The organism is Azospirillum sp. A26, assembly GCF_042604635.1.
Taxonomy (GTDB): domain Bacteria; phylum Pseudomonadota; class Alphaproteobacteria; order Azospirillales; family Azospirillaceae; genus Azospirillum; species Azospirillum palustre.
This window is the reverse complement of record NZ_CP170474.1, coordinates 1,141,874-1,157,408: the sequence shown is the minus strand read 5'-3', so window position 1 is coordinate 1,157,408 and position 15,535 is coordinate 1,141,874. Positions and strand designations below refer to the sequence as shown.

The following is a 15,535-nucleotide window of genomic DNA, read 5'->3' as shown; positions in this document are numbered from 1 at the left end:
ATGCGCATTCTTCTCAAATATCCCGGCATTGCCGGCGACTCGCTGCTCCAGGGCTACAGCAACCTGATCTTCTGCTCGAAGTTCGACATGAAGACCGGGTCGAACGACGCCGGATCCCTGGAATACGGCTCGGCGGTCGAGGACGACGACTACGACGTCTACGGCATCGCGGCGATGCATGACAATTACAGCAATGTGAAGCCGCAGGCGAAGCGGCGCACCGTCGGCATCGACAGCATCGACCTCAGCAAATCCATCGACATGGCCTCGCCGCTGCTGCTGAAGGCGGCGTTCGCCGACCCGGTGCCGGGTGCCGAGGCCACGATCTACTTCCTGCGGCCGATGGACACGCAGGTCTCAGCCAGCCAGTCGGACATCGACGGCGGCAAGATCAGCTTCGACAAGTTCATGACCATCGTGCTGACCGATGTCCACGTCACGTCCTACACCGTCTCCGCCAATGGCAGCGGCGACAACAGCGGCGACGAGTCGATCTCGCTGTCCTTCACCAAACTCAACATGACTTACGTCCATTACAAGAACGGCCAGCCGCAGAACGTTCCGGCTGAAATCAAGGTGGCAAAGAAAGAATGACACACGCTCATATCATTCCGGCGGAACTCCCGGCCGGCACCCCCATCCAGGCCCCCCGCGGACCGGCCAAGCAGGTCGAACATCTGCTCGAACAGGCGATGTTCCAGAGCCGCTGGCTGCTGGCGCCGCTTTACCTCGGCCTCGTTGGCGCACTCGGCATGATCGGCTGGTGCTTCGCGGTCGAGTTCATTCACGCCTTCCCGAAGCTGGCCGGCGGCAACGAGTCCGAGGTCATCCTGGTCGTCCTGGCGCTGGTCGACCTGACCATGGTTGGCAACCTCGTGCTGATGGTGATCTTCAGCGGCTACGAGAACTTCGTGTCCAAGATCGACGTGGCCGGCCATTCGGACCGTCCGGAATGGATGGGGAAGCTCGATTTCAGCGCCCTGAAGGTGAAGCTGATCGCCTCCATCGTGGCGATCTCGTCGATCCAGGTGCTGAAGACCTTCATGCATGTCGGGACGGTGTCCGACCGCGACCTGATGTGGCTGGTGGCCATCCACTGCACCTTCGTGGTCTCAGGTCTGCTGCTCGCCTTGATGGATTACATGGTGAAGAAGAGCCACGCGCTCGAGCATTGATCGGGCCGGAAAGGGGGACTTGCGATGTTTAGGAGTCTGCTGGCGTTCGCGCTTCTGCTGTTCACGGGTCTGTTCGTCATGGTGGCTGACGAAGCGCGTGCCGAGCCGCAGAAGGTTGTCGTGGGGACTTACATCAACCAGATCACCGGACTGAACCTGAAGGAAAAGCAGGTGACCGTTGATTTCTATGTCTGGTTCCGCTGGGATGCCGACGACATCAATCCGCTCGACTCCTTCGAGGTGATGAACGGCACCATCAGCTCGAAGGAGCCGACACCGTTGCGCAAGATCAAGGACCAGAACTACATCTCGGCCCGGATCCATGCCGTGCTCAACCAGGCGTGGGACATCAGCCGTTTCCCGCTGGACAAGCAGTCGATCCGCATCGAGATCGAGGACAACGACCGCACCGTCGAAAATCTGGTCTATGTCGCCGACACCGAGAACACCGAGGTCAATCCCGACATCGACATTGCCGGCTACAACGTGACGAAGACCTCGGCCGGCATCATGGAGAAAACGTACCGCACCAACTACGGCGACATTTCCCTGCCGAAGGCGCACGAGTCGCGCTTCTCGCGCTTCGTGCAGGAGGTGCAGATCGACAGGCCGAATACGATCTATTATTTCAAGACCTTCTCGACGATCTTCATCTCGTGCCTGGTCGCCTTCCTGGCCTTCCTGGTCAAGCCGATCGACCTCGACCCCCGCTTCGGTCTCGGCATCGGTGCGCTGTTCGCGGTGGTGGCCAGCTACTTCATCGTCGCCGGTGAACTTCCGCACAGCACGGGCTTTACGCTGTCCGACAAGATCAACATGGCGTCGATGGGGCTGATCTTCCTCAGCCTGTTGCAGAGTTCGGTGTCGCTGATGATCTACGAGCGGGACGCGGCGAAGGCCGTCAGGCTCGACCGCATCTCGGTCGTCGTCTTCCCGATCGCCTACGTGCTTCTCTGCGCCTGGATCACGGTGGGGTAAGGTTCCCGCCGCTCAAAGCGGGCGGCGGACGGGGAGGCCGCAATGGGGCGGGCCTCCCGTCATCGATGCCTCCAGCATCAACGCCGCCAGAACAGCAGTCCCTTGCGCTTCTTGGGCGGTTCGGGCTCCGGCTCCGGCTCGGGTTCCTTGGCTTCGGGCTCCTCGTCGAAGGAGAAGGCGTCGGCGCTGACCGTCGGGGTGTCGTCGGTTTCGTCCTCGAAGGCCTTGAACGGGTCCTCGTCCTCAGCCGTCTCAGCCTCAGCCGTCCCGTTCTCCGGATCGTCCGCAGCCCCGGCTGTGCTTTGCTCCGTTTCGGACGAATCCTCCTCGGTGCCGAAGGCAGCGAACGGATCGTCGGAACCGAAGGGATCCTCGTCGCCGGGCTCCTCTTCCTTCTCTTCCTCGTCGAAGCTGAAGGGATCCTTGCCGCTTTCCGTCTCCGTGTCGCTGGCGGAACCGAACGGATCCTCGGAGGCCGTTTCAGTATCGTCATCGTCGCCGAAGCTGAACGGGTCTTTTCCGCTTTCGTCGTCGCCGAAGCTGAAGGGATCGGAGGCCCCCCCCTCTTCGTCGTCATCGCCGAAGCTGAACGGGCTCTCGTCAGACGCGGCTTCGTCGTCATCGGTGGTCGACGACCCGCCGGAAGCCCGCATTTCTTCTTTGAATTGCTCCAGTTCGGCGCGGAAGCGCTCCTCCGCCTCGGACCAGCGCGCACGCTCGGCCTCGAGCGCCTCCAGCAATTCCTCTTCGCGGGCACGCGCCTTCGCGCGCTCCTCGTCGAGGGCGCGGATCAGTTCGTCCTGGCGGTCGATCATCGTCTCGTGACGCTCGTCGAGCGTGGCGATGACCTCGCGCACATACTGCTCGAACGCCTGGAACTGAAGGGCGAGGACATCGCTGTCGCCGTCCGCAGCAGCGGCGGCGGCCCGGGCGGCGGCCTTGGCGGCCTTCCCCTTGGGGGCCGGTGCGGGCGTTTCCGCCGGGGTGGATTTTGATTTTGAAACAGAGGCGACCCGGGCCGCCTGCTGCGCCGGGCCGTCACCGAGCCAGCGCGCCACCAGGATGTAGGAGACCTGCAACTCCTCGGAAATCCGCCGATAGCTCCAGCCCTGCGCCCGCAGGCGCTCGGCCATCTTCTGGCGGTCCGTCTCTTCGCGGGAGCTTGGGGCCTGGTCGGGGAGCTTGCGGCCGAGATCGCCGGCCTGATCGGCCGAGGACAGCACGATCAACTCCTTGAATTTCCGATCGCTCATTCAGCCCCCGCGGCCACGCGCTTCAAGATTGTCCGGCCTTCCCGAGTGTCGCGGGTTTGCATCGCGGTTGTCGATGCCCAAACAGTCCTCAATGGTGCGGTTTGCGGACCGGCCAGCCATTCGTTCCGGTAGCCGGTTTTCCGACGGTCAGTTGGAAGAAGGCGGATTGATGGACTGGATGTGCGCGATGTAGCGCGACATGGCGGCGATCCCCTCTTCGGTCAGCTCGACGAAGACCCGCCGGCCGTCCTGATCGTCCGCCACCCGACGGATCAGGCCGCAGCTCTTCAGGTTGGAAATGCGGCGCAGGGCGGTGGTCTGGGCAACGCCGGACGCCATGCACAGCGACGATACCGAGATCCGCTTGCCCAGAAGGTGGTTGGTCATCAGATCCAGCAGCATGGCCCAGCAGGGATCCTCGAACAGATCCTTCGGGAAGAATTTGTCGCGGCACGCCTGCCACTGCTGGAGCGCGCGAAGCGCGCGCAACCGCTCATGGTCCGATTCGGGGCGGATCGGAACGGGCTTCTTCGCCTTGGTCATGGGGACGACGCTGAGCGCCGGCGCGGACGGCGCCGCCGTTCCTGCAAGGGCGTGCGGGGTCGCCGAATTCTGCCGCTCGCGCAGCGCCTTCACGGCGGCAATCATCGCCATTCCGTGCCGGTAGGCCTCGTCGAGTGCTGCGTCGTGGGGCGGGGCTTCCCGCGTGGTCTGGCTCACGGACAGCGCCCGCACCAGGGCGCCGTGCAGCCGGCCGAAATCCTCCGGATCGTCCACGAAGTCGGCCACCTTGAGGTGCATCGCCCGCACCACGTCACCGACCTGTGCGCCGGACGCCAGGATGATGAACTGGACGGAACGGCTGCCGAGGGAGGACTGCATGCGTTCGACCAGCGCCAGCCCGTCGAAATGCGGCATCACCATCTGGACCACTACGACACCGATGGAGGAGTCGGCCTCCAGCGTGTCGAGCGCCTGGACGATGTCGCTGGTCACCTGGATGCGGTGGCCGTTGCGCAGGAAACTCTCCCGCACGCGGTCGGCCGCAGGGAGGTTTTGCCCGACGACCAATATGGAAGGACCCGGCGCAACAAGCTCCGTGCTGGTCTCTACCGGTCGGATCGGCCACGTCAACGGTCGCTCGATTTCGATCCGCATCATCCTACCCTCTGGGTTGCGATGTAGCTATGCCCATAGTAGGTACCACAACGGACGCCGGCATGGAAAGAAGTGATGTAGCACGAATGGGCGTAAACTTCCGAGACGTGCCGAATTAGCGGGAACAATGCTGTGACACGACTCGGACTTATTCGGTGGGTTGCCGCAATTACCGCGCAATTGTCATGTTACAGCTTAGAAATATTAGATTGTTCTTGAAGGAAGCGAAGCTATCGCTCAGATTGTGGTAATATTACTTAAGTCATACGCACACGAAATGAATGCAAGCCTCGGCCACTGCACGCCGGACGCGTCCACTCTGGACCCGTCTCGTCCGCGAGCCCGGTTGATTTGAGTTAAGGTCTGCTGAATCCGGGCTCCAGGCCGGGCAGAAGAATCTGCGATCAGCCATCTGCGATCAGCCAAGCGACCGACCGACAATGCGATTGACCCTGTCGACCAAGATCATGCTCCTGCTTCAGGTGGCGCTCTGCTTCGCGCTCGCCTCCACCGCGGTGCTCTCGTATCTCAAAATGGAGCGCATGGTGGAGGAGACGGTGGCTTCGCGCTTCCGGGTCGTTGCCCATGGGTTGTCGAGCGAGGTCGAAGGTGCGGTGAGCCTCGGCGTGGCGCTGAACGCGTTGCGCAACCTTGACGAGATGATCCAGCGCGCGCTGGTGCGCGATCTCCAGATCACCGGGCTGATGCTGTTCAACGACAGGGGCGAGGTGCTGGGTGCCGCCGGCGGCAGTGCGGTCCGGGGTACGCTGCCCGACAGCTGGCTCGCGGCCTTCCACCGCGACGGCAAGACCGACCGTGGGGCGAAGATCGTCGACGGCGGCTCCCAGGTGCTGCTGCTCAGCATCGGCAACGCCTATGGCGGCGTGGCCGGCGGCGTCGCGCTGACCTATTCCCTGGACGCTTTGCGCGCGGGCATCCGCGGCACGATTCCGGAACTGGCGATCTCCGGCGCGATCAATCTCGCCACCTGCTACGTCATCAGCCTGATCGTCGTCTGGCTGGTGATGCGGCGCCTTCAGCGGTCCCTGCGGGAGGCGGCGGTCATCGTCGAGGCCGCGACCGACGGCGGGCGGCCGGTCGTTCCGCCGGAGATTGCGGCGTTCGCTCCGGGACTTGCCGGTTTCGTGGACCGCGTGTCCGCGTGCCGCCGGCAAGGCATGGACGAGCGCAAGGCGGCGCCGGCGGAGGTCGCGTGATGGAACTCACCTTCATCAAGCGGCTGAACTGGCTGCTCACCGGCCTCGTGTCGGTTCTCATGCTGGTCAGCCTCGTCGTCCAGACCTCCCATTTCAACACGCTCTTCCGTCCCCAGGCGGAGCCGGAACTGGCGCGCAAGGCGGAGGTCGTCGGCAGCTACATCGTCGCGCAGATCGACCGGGCGGTGTCGCTGGGCTTCGAGGTCGAGAAGCTCAACGGGGTCGACGAAATCCTCGCCGACGCCCTCGCGGTCAATCCGGACGTCAACTACATCGCGCTGATGGTCGGCGACCGGATCGCCGCGTTCGCCGGCGCTCCGGATGCGCGGGCCGGCGACGTGCTGGCGGCGCGCGATGCCGATGGGGCGGTGGCCGGGCGTTACATCGATGCCGCCTTGACCGTCGGCGGCGGTGTTCCGGCGCTGCTGCATGTCGGCGTCCCGGCCGGGTCGGTCGAAGCGGCGCTCAACGACATCGTCTTCGATCTCGGGTCGGTGCTGATCGTCGCCATCCTTCTGAACATCGAAATCCTGCTGCTGGTGGTCGGCAGTTCGGTGACGGCGCCGCTTCAGCGGGTGGGCGACGTTCTCAAGGAGGGTGCCGAAGGCAGGCTGACCCTGCGGACCGGGCTGCGCGGGCGCGACGAGGTGGGGCATCTCGGCCGCGCCATAGACCGCGCGCTCGACGTCATGCGCGGTACCGGCGGAGCCGCCCAGCAGCAGGGGGCAAAAGCGGCCGAGGCGCCCGCCGCCGGCGACCGCATCGTGACGATGCAGAGGATCAGCGAGCTGCGTTTCGCCATCTTCGTCTTCGCCCTGGCGGAGGAGCTGACCCGCACTTTCCTGTCCGTCTATATCAAGGATCTCTTCGAGCCGGTGCCCGGCCTGAGCAAGGAGCTGGTGATCGGCGCGCCCATCGCGCTGTTCATGCTGCTCTGGGCCGTCGCCCAGCCGATCGCCGGCAACGTGTCGGAGCGCCGGGGCCGCCGCACCGTTTTCCTGGCCGGCGCGGTGTTCTCCGCGCTTGGGCTGCTGGGATCCGGGCTGGCGACGGATCTCATCCAGCTCATCGTCGCCCGCTGCCTGACCGCGGTCGGCTATGCCAGCGTCTTCATCGCCGCGCAGGGCTTCGTCATCGATGCCACCGACCCGCGCCGGCGCGCCGGGGCCATCGCGCTCTATGCCGGCGGCATCCTGACGGCCGGCGTCTGCGGCCCGGCCATCGGCGGTGTCGTCGCCGACCAGATCGGCTTCCGCATGACCTTCATCGTCTCGGCGACACTGGCCCTGGCGGCGGCCTTGATGGCGTGGCACCTCCTGCCCAGGCATGTCGACAGCGGCAAGCCCAAGACCCGTGGGCTGAGGCTGCGCGACATCGGCGTTTGCCTGACCAATCCGCGCTTCGTCGCCGTGACCCTGTTCAGCGCCGTGCCGGCGAAGTTCGGCTTGACCGCCCTGCTGTTCTTCCTGCTGCCGCTGGCGCTGGACGACAGCGGCGTCAGCCAGTCGTGGATCGGCCGCGTGCTTCTTCTCTACTGGCTGATGATGATCGTGGCGTCGCCGCTGGTGGCGCACCTGTCCGACCGTTCGGGGCGGAGAACCCCGTTCCTGGCAATCGGCGGCGTGATCGCCGCGGGGGCTGCCTATGTGCTGGCCAATTCCGGCACGCTGCCGATGACCATCACCGGCGTCGCCCTGCTCGGCTTCGCCCATGCGCTGGTCAACACCCCGCAGATGGCGCTTCTGGCGGAATCCTGCGTGCGTGAGCGGTCCACGCTCGGCGAGACCACGGTGATCGGCATGTTCCGGCTGATCGAGCGCATGGGGTCGGTGATCGCGCCGTTCCTGGCCGGCCTGTTCCTCGCCTATTACGGCTATCACGGTGCCATGAAGGGCATCGGCATCGTGCTGGCCGCCTGTGTCGCCGCCCAGCTTCTCCTGCTGGCCGCCACCGGCGGACGGCCCTCCGCTGATCTCCCCCAGAAGGACCCGGCATGACCTCCGTGACCCGACGCTCGCTGCTCCTCGGCTCCGCCGGCGCGCTCCTGGCATCCGGCCCGGCCGCGGCCGCCGCGACGGGAACCTTGGCGGGAGCCCCGACGCCCAATCCTGCCACGGCCGGGCGTGGCAACCGGCCGGCCAACATCATCGTGCTGACGCCGCGCAAGGATGTCGGCGACGTACTCGGATTCCGCGACCTGCTCGAATCCATGGGCATGCAGGCGAAGATCGACGTGCGCGAGGTGCAGCAGGCGTCCGCGGTGGCCGGCATGCTGCCGGACATCCGCGCCGCCCGGCCCGACCTCGTGCTCACCGTCTTCACGCCGCTGACGCTGGCGACCGTCGGCCGCTACGACGATCCCGATCCCTCGAAGTTCCTGACGGATGTGCCGGTGGTCTTCACCTCCGTCACCGACCCGGTCGCCTCGCGCATCGTCCGCTCGCTGGAGCAGCCGGGCCGGGCGGTGACCGGCACCCGCCACATCGCTCCGGTGGCTGTCCAGTTGAAGACGATGCTGGCTTACCGGCGCTGGAAGAAGATCGCGGCGGTCTACAACCCCGCCGAAGAGAACATGGTTGTCGCCGTCCGCGACCTGAAGGAGGAGGCGGCCCGCCAGGGTGTGGAGATCATCGACGGCGCGGTTCCGCGCGATGGAGCCGGCAGGCCCAATCCCGACGCCATTCCCGACCTGATCCGGGACGTGGCGCGGGCCGGGGCGGAGCTGATCTACATCGGTCCGGACACGCTGGTGGCATCGAACAACAGCCAGGCGGTGGCCGACGCGGCTCTGGCCAACAATGTCGCCACCTTCTGTTCCACCGAACTGCCGATCCGCCGCTCCGGCCTGCTGATGGGCTTGGTGAGCCCGGCGGTCAACGTCGGCCGGTTCGCCGGGCTGAAGGCCTACGACATCCTGAGCGGAGCCAAGCCGGCCACTGCGATACCGGTGGAGACGCTGAACCGCTTCTCCCTGCTGCTGCGCATCAACACCGCCAAGCGCCTCGACCTTTACCCGCCGATGCGCCTGCTCAACATTGCCGAAATCGTCAAGGATGCCTGACATGCCGGTCGTGTCCTCTCCGTTACAGAGTCTCCACCAAGGCACTCTGAGCCTGTGCAACGGACAGCCTTCCGGCATTCCCTACCGCGTGCGTTTCCTCGACGCCGACGATCTTCCCACATTGGAAGAGTTTCGCGCCTTCATCTTCGGCAGCCTTCCCGACATCGACGCCTATTTCCCGGAAACCCCGGAATTCTCCGGCCTGCACATGGCCGAGCGCGGCGTCACGCTCGGGCTGGAGACGCATGGCGTGCCGGGCGGCGACCGCCTCATCGGCTGCGCCGTTCTCGGCCTGCCGCAACCGGGGATGCCGGCCTTCGCCGACGACCTGCCGGGCGGAGGCCCCGATGTGACGGCGACCGCCCATATGTCGAGCTGCATGGTGCATACCGACTTCCGGGGCAACGGGCTCCAGCGCCTTCTGGTGACCATGCGCACGTTGTACGCCCTGGGGGCCGGCCGGCCGCACCTGCTGAGCCGGGTTGCGCTGTCCAACCCGGTCAGCCTCTCCAACATGCTGGCGTCCGGCTTCACCGCCCGCCGCATCCTGGTGATGCACAGCGGCCGGCTGCGCTACCTGCTGCACCGCGACATGCAGGCGCCGCCGCCGGCCTTCGAGCCCGGAACCGACCGTGCCCTGCGCGTCGCGGACCATGCGGCGCAGAACGCCGCCTTCGAGGCGGGGCTGGTCGGGCGCACCGTCACCTTCTGCGGCGACGAGCCCTTCATGATCTATGCCCGCCCGGCTGCCGCCGCCCAGGCTGCCACCGCCCAGACTGCCGCCGACTGCCTGGCGACCGCTCCTGCCGAACTGGAGGCCATCCCATGAAGACGGCGATCGTCGTCGATCCCTACTCGACCGGACATCTCCTCGCTCCGCGGCTGCGCGCGCGCGGCTACCGCGTGATCGCGGTGCAGAGCAGTCCCGACCTCGCGCCCTCGCTGCTTCTCAGCTATGTTCCCGGCGACTTCGACGAACTGGTCCTGTTCGACGGCGACCTCCCGGCCCTGGCCGGGAGGATGCGCGCGCACAGCCCCTCCTTCGTACTGCCCGGCAACGAGTCCGCCGTGGAACTGGCCGACGCGCTCGGCGCGGCGCTGGGCACGCCGGGCAACACGCCCAAGCTGACGGCGGCGCGTCGCAACAAATACATGATGATCGAGCGGCTGGGCGCCGCCGGCCTGCTGACGGCCCGCCAGACCATGGTGGAGTCGGGGGCGGAGGCGGTGGAATGGGCGGCAGGCGCCGGTTGGCCGGTGGTCGCCAAGCCGCTCGACAGCGCCTCCACCGACCATGTCTATTTCTGCGACGGCGCTCCGGCGCTGCGCGAAGCCGTGGAGTCGATCCTCTCCAGCCGCAATTTCTGCGGCACGCCGAACCGGCGGGCACTGGTGCAGACCTATCTGGACGGCGGCGAGTATGTGGTCAACACGGTGAGCCGCAATGGGCGGCACTATGTCTGCGACGTGCTGCAGTCGGCCAAGCGCACGCTGAACGGCTCGCCCTTCGTTTACGACTATTACCGCCTGCTGCCGCCGGACGACGAGCGGTCGATTCAGCTCATGACCTACATCCGGCACACGCTCGACGCGTTGGAGATCACCGACGGCGCCGCCCATGCCGAAGTCCGGCTGACCTCCCGCGGGCCGGCGCTGGTGGAGATCGCCGCCCGTGCCATGGGTCCGGCGGGTTCGACAACGGCGATCAGTCACGGCACCGGCCATGATCAGGTGGATCTGCTGGTCGAGGCCTTCGACAGCGGGGTCTGTCCCGGTGGTCCCGATGGGCATTACCGCTTCCTGGCCGACGCCATGGTGCTCTACCTGCCGGTGCTGGTCTCCGGACGTGTGGAGGCGCTTCCCGACCTCGGCGTGCTGGACCGGTTCGAGAGCGTCCGCGGCTACGGAATCGTGCCGCGCATCGGTGCCCGGATCGTCCCGACGCTCGACCTGACGCAGGTGCTGGCGAAAATCTACCTCTCCCACACCGACCGGGCCGTGTTCGAACGCGATTGGGCGGCGATCCGTGACATGGAAGAGAGCCTGCAACCGTTGGTAACCCCCTGAAGCAACCGACCCGGTGAGGAGGAACAGATGGCGCACACTCCGTACGATCAGCAATGGGACAAGGCCAAGAAGGAATTCGAGGCTCTCACCGGCAAGCATAAGCCGAAGGAGAGCAAGGGCATTTTCAATGCCTTCGGCAGCCATACCGGCCTGTCCGGTTCGCTGAAGAAGTGCGAGAAGGCGCTCACCGCCTGCGACACCACCAACTCGACCGACGTCAAGGAAGGCAAGAAGGTCGTTGCCGCGTTCCTGGCCGCGTCGAAGGATTTCTCCAAGGCGAAGAAGGGCTATCTCGAAGTCCTTCAAAAGGAAATCTACGCCGAGTTCGACAAGCGCACGGAGAAGGACTTCAAGACGAACTACGAGAAGGCGTTGAAGTTCCTGGTCAAGGAGCTGGCGGCGCTGGAAGCGACCATCGAGTCCGCGGTGGGGATGTATACCCAGAAGTTCAACGAGGCGGAGAAGGATCTGTCCGTCGAGCAGAAGATGCTCAAGAACTGGGAAAAGAACATCAACGGCGCGCTGGCCCGCGCGGCGGCCGGCGTCGCCAAGGTCAAGGCCAAGCCGACGGCGGAGACCTACAACGAGCTGTTCCCGACTCTGGCCCGCGACATCACCATGCAGCTGGTGTTCGCGCGCAAGATCGAAGGTCTCCTGGCCGATCCCGACTTCTTCAAGAAGAAGCTGGATCCCTGGGCGAACCAGAGCAGCGCGGCCGAGCCGGTCAAGGTGCCGGCGGATGCCACGCCGAAGGTAGTCCTCGACCATATGAAGGAGTTTTCGGCGGCTTGCAAAGGCGTCGTCCAACTCGTCAACTCGCGCGCTAACGCCTGATCGGCCGCCCGATCCGCCATCGGTTTGACGCCGGATGGTGCCTGCGCAGGTCGGAGCAGGGCGGGCAAGACGCCCGCCCGGTCCGATGGATGCCGGTCACCGGAAGGGAAAAACCGTGTCGGACGGAAGGTCGTCCTTGATGGAACGACAGCCGCGGTCCAGAAAAGGGCGGAAATTTAACAAACAACAATAGTAAAATATAAGAGCAAACGATGCCAAAAAAATATCTGGAGTCCTGGAAGAAGGCCAAAGCCAAATTCGAGGCGGACACCGGCAAGAAAAAGCCCGATCCGAAGAGCCGCTTCGGGAAGATTTTCGCCAAAGTCAGTTCCACGGGATTCGAAAAATCATTGAAAGCGTACGATGCCGCCAAGACGGTCAAGGAGGCGGAGAAGTATGCCCGCGCCTTCCAGTCTGCGGCCTCGGACTACATCCCGACGCTGGACGCCGCCGGCAAGGCGGCGCGGCAGGATGGAGACAGCGTGTATGCCGACGCCTGCGCCGCGATGGTCGCGTCGCTCAACAAGATCACCGCCAACGTCTTCATGGATCTGGAGCGGTTCGGAAGCTGGCCGGATAACCTCGACGGCTTCTTCAAATCGCCATATTGGTACAAGCTCCTGCTGAAGCAGGCAAAAAAGGAATACTCGACCGAGAATCTTGAGCTTTTCGGGTTGATCCTCAACAAGAAGCTGAACTCGGAGGCCAACGCGCAGAAGGCCTATGAACTTTACGTCCGGGTGGGTTCGCCGAAAGAGGTCAACATGTCCTCATCGACCCGGAAGCTCTGCGACAAATGTGCGCAGGACGGCAAATGGAAGGCGCTGCCCTGGGACAAGGTCGAGATGGAAGTCGGCGTAAACCTGGCCGATACCGTCGCGAGGCTGGGGGCGGCAGTAGCCGACGGAACAGCGTAGCGCCGGCGGCAGCGCTCGCATCGGTCTCCCGCCATAGGATGCCCGCAGGATATTGGAGGTGCGGATTGCCGTTTTGACCTGCATACTCGTCGTTGGGTGTCACCTGTCCCGGAAGTAGGCATTCGGAAGCGTCAGGGTCCGGATGCCGCATCTGTGCGTTCCTTCTCCGGGAATGACACCGAGGCGAGTGCCATGATGAAGGATCCGAAGCAGATCGCGCGCGTTTGCCTCCAGGCGGCGCGCGTCGACTTGGAAGCGCATGCTGCCTGTGGGCTGATCACCGCGGACGACGAGTTCGGCCTGCGCTACAAGATCGCTGTCCAGGCCTGCGATGTGAACGGCGACGACTGCCGGTTCCCCTCCTGCGGCTGCCCTTGGCCAGACTGTTCCCGGCAAGCCCGGAAGCAGTGATCCGCAGTCGGGCTGAGAACACCGGTGCCGTCGTCGCCGACCGTCTAGCCGGCGACGACGGTTTCCATTTGAGCGGCGTGACCCGCCTCAGACCGTCAGGAACAGCGCCGAGGTCCACACCCGCGACTGGTCGCGCTGGCGTCCGGTGAGGAACAGCGGGTGCTCGCGGCCTGCCGCCAGATCCAGTCCGGCCAGCGGGATGCGGCCGGCGAGGTCGCGGGGCAGCGGCGCCTCGGTGACACGCTCCACCGTCACCTCCAGTTCCGTACCGGGCAGCAGGCGGCTGAAGGCTCCGGTCGGCGAGCGGGCTGCATCCAGCAGTGCATCGCCGTCGATCTCCAGAACGGCCTCCGGCGCATGCGGGTTGGGCGGGGGAGTCAGCGGGTTGCCGACCTTCACATAGGTGCCGATGTCGAGCTGCACCCGGATGCGCGTGCCGGCCAGCCGCGACAGGGTCAGTTCCACCCCGTCGGTATCGCCATGGGTGACGGTGCGCAGAGCCACCGTTGTGGCATCCTGCCGCCAGCAGCCCTGCTCGGGATGGTCGAAGCCGAAGGGTTCGACCCGCTGCACCGCCGCACCGGTGACGGTGATGCCGCCGCTCCAATAGGCGCCGCGGTAGCGGTCCTTGATGCGGGCGCCGCCCAGCCGCAACCGGATCCGCCGCTCCGAGAAACCCAGTTCGCGGTGCAGGTCGCGCTCCCACAGCAGGGTCTCGCCGTCGTAAAGCCGCAGGCTCTCCCAGCCGCGGTCTCCGAGCAGCCGGTAATCGAGCGTATCGGTCGCCGACGCCGTTACCACCTCGCCCATCCAGCGGTCGCCCAGCCGCAGGCTGGCGAAGCTGCGCTCGCCCGTGGTGGCGAAGGTGCGGCGCGCCCGCAGCGCCCGGCCGATGGTGGCGCGGTCGAGCCGGTCGGCCAGTACGCCGGTCAGTCCGCCACGCGCGCCGAACACCGCGGTCGCCGGTGCGCCGCCGCCGCAGCGGCCCTGGTGCTCGTCGCTGCTGGCCGAGGCGCCGAGCCGGTAGCCGCGGGCCAGCGCCTCGGCATAGACCCAGTGGAACTGGCCCCAGGCGGAGCCGATCTCGATCAGCCGCTCCAGCTCGGGATGGTGCCAGTCGAGATTGCAGCGCCGGCCGCCGACATGCGGGATCAGCAGATGGCCTTCCGGGTCGTCCTGATAGGCGGCATAGAGATCGTCGAGCGGCCAGGCACCGGGACGCAGCTTGCCGCGCGTGGACTCGTTCCACTCGAAGGAGCGGACCGGCTGGCCCCGGCTGTCGGTGGGGAATTGCGGCACGCCGTCGCGCAGGAATACCACATTGTGGTCGCCGCCGGCCGCCGAGTTGCCGCACCATTCGGTGCCGGGGTAGCAGACGAAGCGGCCCGCCTCGTTGAAGCCGTCGATCAGCCCGACCGCCTCGCTCCAGGCGTTTTCGGTGACGTTGAAGTCGTTGGCGGTGTAGCCCAGCACGTCCAGCCCGGCGATGTCGCGGCCGTAGGACAGGTTGTAGGCGGTGTCGTTGGTGCCGACCGTGTCGTTGGAATGGACATGCAGGTCGGCGTAGTAGGCGTGCGGCGCATTCTCCTCGACGGTGACGAAGGCCTCGGCGGGGGCCAGCCCATCCGCGGTCGCCGCGATGCGCCATTCGCCTTCGGCTAGTGTGGCTTCCTGGCGATGGACCAGCCAGCCATAGGCGTCCTGGTTGGGCGAGAGCGTCAGGTTCTGCGTGCTTTCCCCCTGCGGTCCCGCCAGGGTCAGGGCGACGTCGATTGCGCCGCCGGTGCAGCAATTGCCCCAGACATCCTCGGCGCGCAGCAACAGGCCGGCCGGACCGGGCGCGGTCAGGCGCGGCGCCACCAGACGCAGGGCGGCAGGATCACCGGGAACGATGTCGATCAGGCAATCGCCCGGCACCTCGGCATATTTCTGGCTGCCGAGCGGGTCGATGAAGACGCGGAAGCGGAAGCCCTGCTCGACGAAGCTCTGCACCCGTGTGCCCGGCCCGCCGCGCCGCCGGTCGCCCAGCCGGATGACAATGCGGTCGCCGGGGTTGAGATAGCCGTCGATCACGTCGATGACGATGGCCTTCTGATAGGGACGCTCATGGCCCTTCTGATCGAAGCGCACCTTCAGCGCCTGGATCGTCGCCGGGCTCTGCCCCGGCACCAGCGGCCCGGCCTCGTACTCCGCCGAGACATAGTTGGCGGCCTGCGGGTCGCTGGTCTGGAACAGCGCCCAGTCGGAATAGAACTTCATCGCCAGCTTGATGCCGGCGCCGTCGGCGAGGCCCGACGCGCCGACCTCGTAGACCAGTTGCAGTTCGGTCCATTCGCCGGCGACCAGCCGGCGGTGCGAACAGCTGGTCGACCCCAGGAAAGGGCGGTCCTTGTTGCGCTCGTACAGCCCGACGGGGGCGATGTGGCGGACAGGCGGCTGGGCTTCGGTCATGGCGGCGGTTCCT

Annotated in this window: 14 protein-coding genes; 11 read left to right on the top strand and 3 right to left on the bottom strand. The window is 65.9% G+C overall.

Annotated features, from left to right (window positions below; all coding sequences use genetic code 11):
• The 3 genes from ABNQ39_RS28785 to ABNQ39_RS28775 are packed head-to-tail and all read left to right on the top strand — an operon-like array spanning position 1 to position 2,153.
• Complete coding sequence (locus ABNQ39_RS28785; protein WP_376964983.1) at positions 1-594, top strand: type VI secretion system tube protein Hcp; 594 nt, start codon at positions 1-3, stop codon at positions 592-594.
• Complete coding sequence (locus ABNQ39_RS28780; protein WP_376964981.1) at positions 591-1,175, top strand: TIGR00645 family protein; 585 nt, start codon at positions 591-593, stop codon at positions 1,173-1,175. Before ABNQ39_RS28785 ends, ABNQ39_RS28780 begins: the two co-directional genes overlap by 4 nt.
• A 24-nt stretch (positions 1,176-1,199) precedes the next feature.
• A complete protein-coding gene (locus ABNQ39_RS28775) occupies positions 1,200-2,153 on the top strand; it encodes a hypothetical protein (RefSeq protein WP_376964979.1) in 954 nt (317 codons plus the stop codon).
• A 77-nt stretch (positions 2,154-2,230) separates the two neighbouring features.
• Here the strand turns inward: ABNQ39_RS28775 and ABNQ39_RS28770 are convergent, their stop codons facing one another.
• Both ABNQ39_RS28770 and ABNQ39_RS28765 read right to left on the bottom strand, forming a co-directional pair.
• On the bottom strand, positions 2,231-3,406 hold the full coding sequence (locus tag ABNQ39_RS28770) for a helix-turn-helix domain-containing protein (protein WP_376964977.1): 1,176 nt from the start codon (positions 3,404-3,406) through the stop codon (positions 2,231-2,233).
• 147 nt (positions 3,407-3,553) lie between these two features.
• Positions 3,554-4,564 carry a response regulator gene (locus ABNQ39_RS28765; protein WP_376965059.1) on the bottom strand — a complete coding sequence of 337 codons (1,011 nt, stop codon included), beginning with the start codon at positions 4,562-4,564 and terminating at the stop codon, positions 3,554-3,556.
• Between the two features lie 440 nt (positions 4,565-5,004).
• Between ABNQ39_RS28765 and ABNQ39_RS28760 the strand changes: the two genes are divergently transcribed.
• From ABNQ39_RS28760 to ABNQ39_RS28725, 8 genes are all read left to right on the top strand, one after another.
• The gene (locus ABNQ39_RS28760; RefSeq protein ID WP_376964975.1) at positions 5,005-5,781 is read left to right on the top strand and encodes a hypothetical protein; all 777 of its coding nucleotides are present in this window, start codon (positions 5,005-5,007) and stop codon (positions 5,779-5,781) included.
• Complete coding sequence (locus ABNQ39_RS28755) at positions 5,781-7,778, top strand: MFS transporter (RefSeq protein WP_376964973.1); 1,998 nt, start codon at positions 5,781-5,783, stop codon at positions 7,776-7,778. The genes ABNQ39_RS28760 and ABNQ39_RS28755 overlap by 1 nt, the downstream gene beginning before the upstream one ends.
• Positions 7,775-8,842 carry an ABC transporter substrate-binding protein gene (locus ABNQ39_RS28750; RefSeq protein ID WP_376964971.1) on the top strand — a complete coding sequence of 356 codons (1,068 nt, stop codon included), beginning with the start codon at positions 7,775-7,777 and terminating at the stop codon, positions 8,840-8,842. Before ABNQ39_RS28755 ends, ABNQ39_RS28750 begins: the two co-directional genes overlap by 4 nt.
• A gap of 1 nt (position 8,843) precedes the next feature.
• Positions 8,844-9,671 carry a hypothetical protein gene (locus ABNQ39_RS28745; protein WP_376964969.1) on the top strand — a complete coding sequence of 276 codons (828 nt, stop codon included), beginning with the start codon at positions 8,844-8,846 and terminating at the stop codon, positions 9,669-9,671.
• Positions 9,668-10,909, top strand: a complete 1,242-nt coding sequence (locus ABNQ39_RS28740; RefSeq protein ID WP_376964967.1) for an ATP-grasp domain-containing protein — start codon at positions 9,668-9,670, stop codon at positions 10,907-10,909. Before ABNQ39_RS28745 ends, ABNQ39_RS28740 begins: the two co-directional genes overlap by 4 nt.
• Before the next feature lie 27 nt (positions 10,910-10,936).
• On the top strand, positions 10,937-11,743 hold the full coding sequence (locus tag ABNQ39_RS28735; RefSeq protein WP_376964965.1) for a hypothetical protein: 807 nt from the start codon (positions 10,937-10,939) through the stop codon (positions 11,741-11,743).
• Between the two features lie 212 nt (positions 11,744-11,955).
• On the top strand, positions 11,956-12,660 hold the full coding sequence (locus ABNQ39_RS28730; protein WP_376964963.1) for a hypothetical protein: 705 nt from the start codon (positions 11,956-11,958) through the stop codon (positions 12,658-12,660).
• A 192-nt stretch (positions 12,661-12,852) separates the two neighbouring features.
• Positions 12,853-13,071 carry a hypothetical protein gene (locus ABNQ39_RS28725; RefSeq protein ID WP_109451242.1) on the top strand — a complete coding sequence of 73 codons (219 nt, stop codon included), beginning with the start codon at positions 12,853-12,855 and terminating at the stop codon, positions 13,069-13,071.
• Positions 13,072-13,158: 87 nt separating this feature from the next.
• Here ABNQ39_RS28725 and ABNQ39_RS28720 read toward each other — a convergent pair whose 3' ends face one another.
• Complete coding sequence (locus tag ABNQ39_RS28720; RefSeq protein ID WP_376964961.1) at positions 13,159-15,522, bottom strand: hypothetical protein; 2,364 nt, start codon at positions 15,520-15,522, stop codon at positions 13,159-13,161.
• Between the last annotated feature and the right edge of the window lie 13 nt (positions 15,523-15,535).

Excerpts from the sequence above, each read along its gene's own strand:
- ABNQ39_RS28785 (WP_376964983.1), top strand. The coding sequence starts at position 1 with ATGCGCATTCTTCTCAAATATCCCGGCATTGCCGGCGACTCGCTGCTC.
- ABNQ39_RS28780 (WP_376964981.1), top strand. The coding sequence starts at position 591 with ATGACACACGCTCATATCATTCCGGCGGAACTCCCGGCCGGCACCCCC.
- ABNQ39_RS28775 (WP_376964979.1), top strand. The coding sequence starts at position 1,200 with ATGTTTAGGAGTCTGCTGGCGTTCGCGCTTCTGCTGTTCACGGGTCTG.
- ABNQ39_RS28770 (WP_376964977.1), bottom strand. The coding sequence starts at position 3,406 with ATGAGCGATCGGAAATTCAAGGAGTTGATCGTGCTGTCCTCGGCCGAT.
- ABNQ39_RS28765 (WP_376965059.1), bottom strand. The coding sequence starts at position 4,564 with ATGCGGATCGAAATCGAGCGACCGTTGACGTGGCCGATCCGACCGGTA.
- ABNQ39_RS28760 (WP_376964975.1), top strand. The coding sequence starts at position 5,005 with ATGCGATTGACCCTGTCGACCAAGATCATGCTCCTGCTTCAGGTGGCG.
- ABNQ39_RS28755 (WP_376964973.1), top strand. The coding sequence starts at position 5,781 with ATGGAACTCACCTTCATCAAGCGGCTGAACTGGCTGCTCACCGGCCTC.
- ABNQ39_RS28750 (WP_376964971.1), top strand. The coding sequence starts at position 7,775 with ATGACCTCCGTGACCCGACGCTCGCTGCTCCTCGGCTCCGCCGGCGCG.
- ABNQ39_RS28745 (WP_376964969.1), top strand. The coding sequence starts at position 8,844 with ATGCCGGTCGTGTCCTCTCCGTTACAGAGTCTCCACCAAGGCACTCTG.
- ABNQ39_RS28740 (WP_376964967.1), top strand. The coding sequence starts at position 9,668 with ATGAAGACGGCGATCGTCGTCGATCCCTACTCGACCGGACATCTCCTC.
- ABNQ39_RS28735 (WP_376964965.1), top strand. The coding sequence starts at position 10,937 with ATGGCGCACACTCCGTACGATCAGCAATGGGACAAGGCCAAGAAGGAA.
- ABNQ39_RS28730 (WP_376964963.1), top strand. The coding sequence starts at position 11,956 with ATGCCAAAAAAATATCTGGAGTCCTGGAAGAAGGCCAAAGCCAAATTC.
- ABNQ39_RS28725 (WP_109451242.1), top strand. The coding sequence starts at position 12,853 with ATGATGAAGGATCCGAAGCAGATCGCGCGCGTTTGCCTCCAGGCGGCG.
- ABNQ39_RS28720 (WP_376964961.1), bottom strand. The coding sequence starts at position 15,522 with ATGACCGAAGCCCAGCCGCCTGTCCGCCACATCGCCCCCGTCGGGCTG.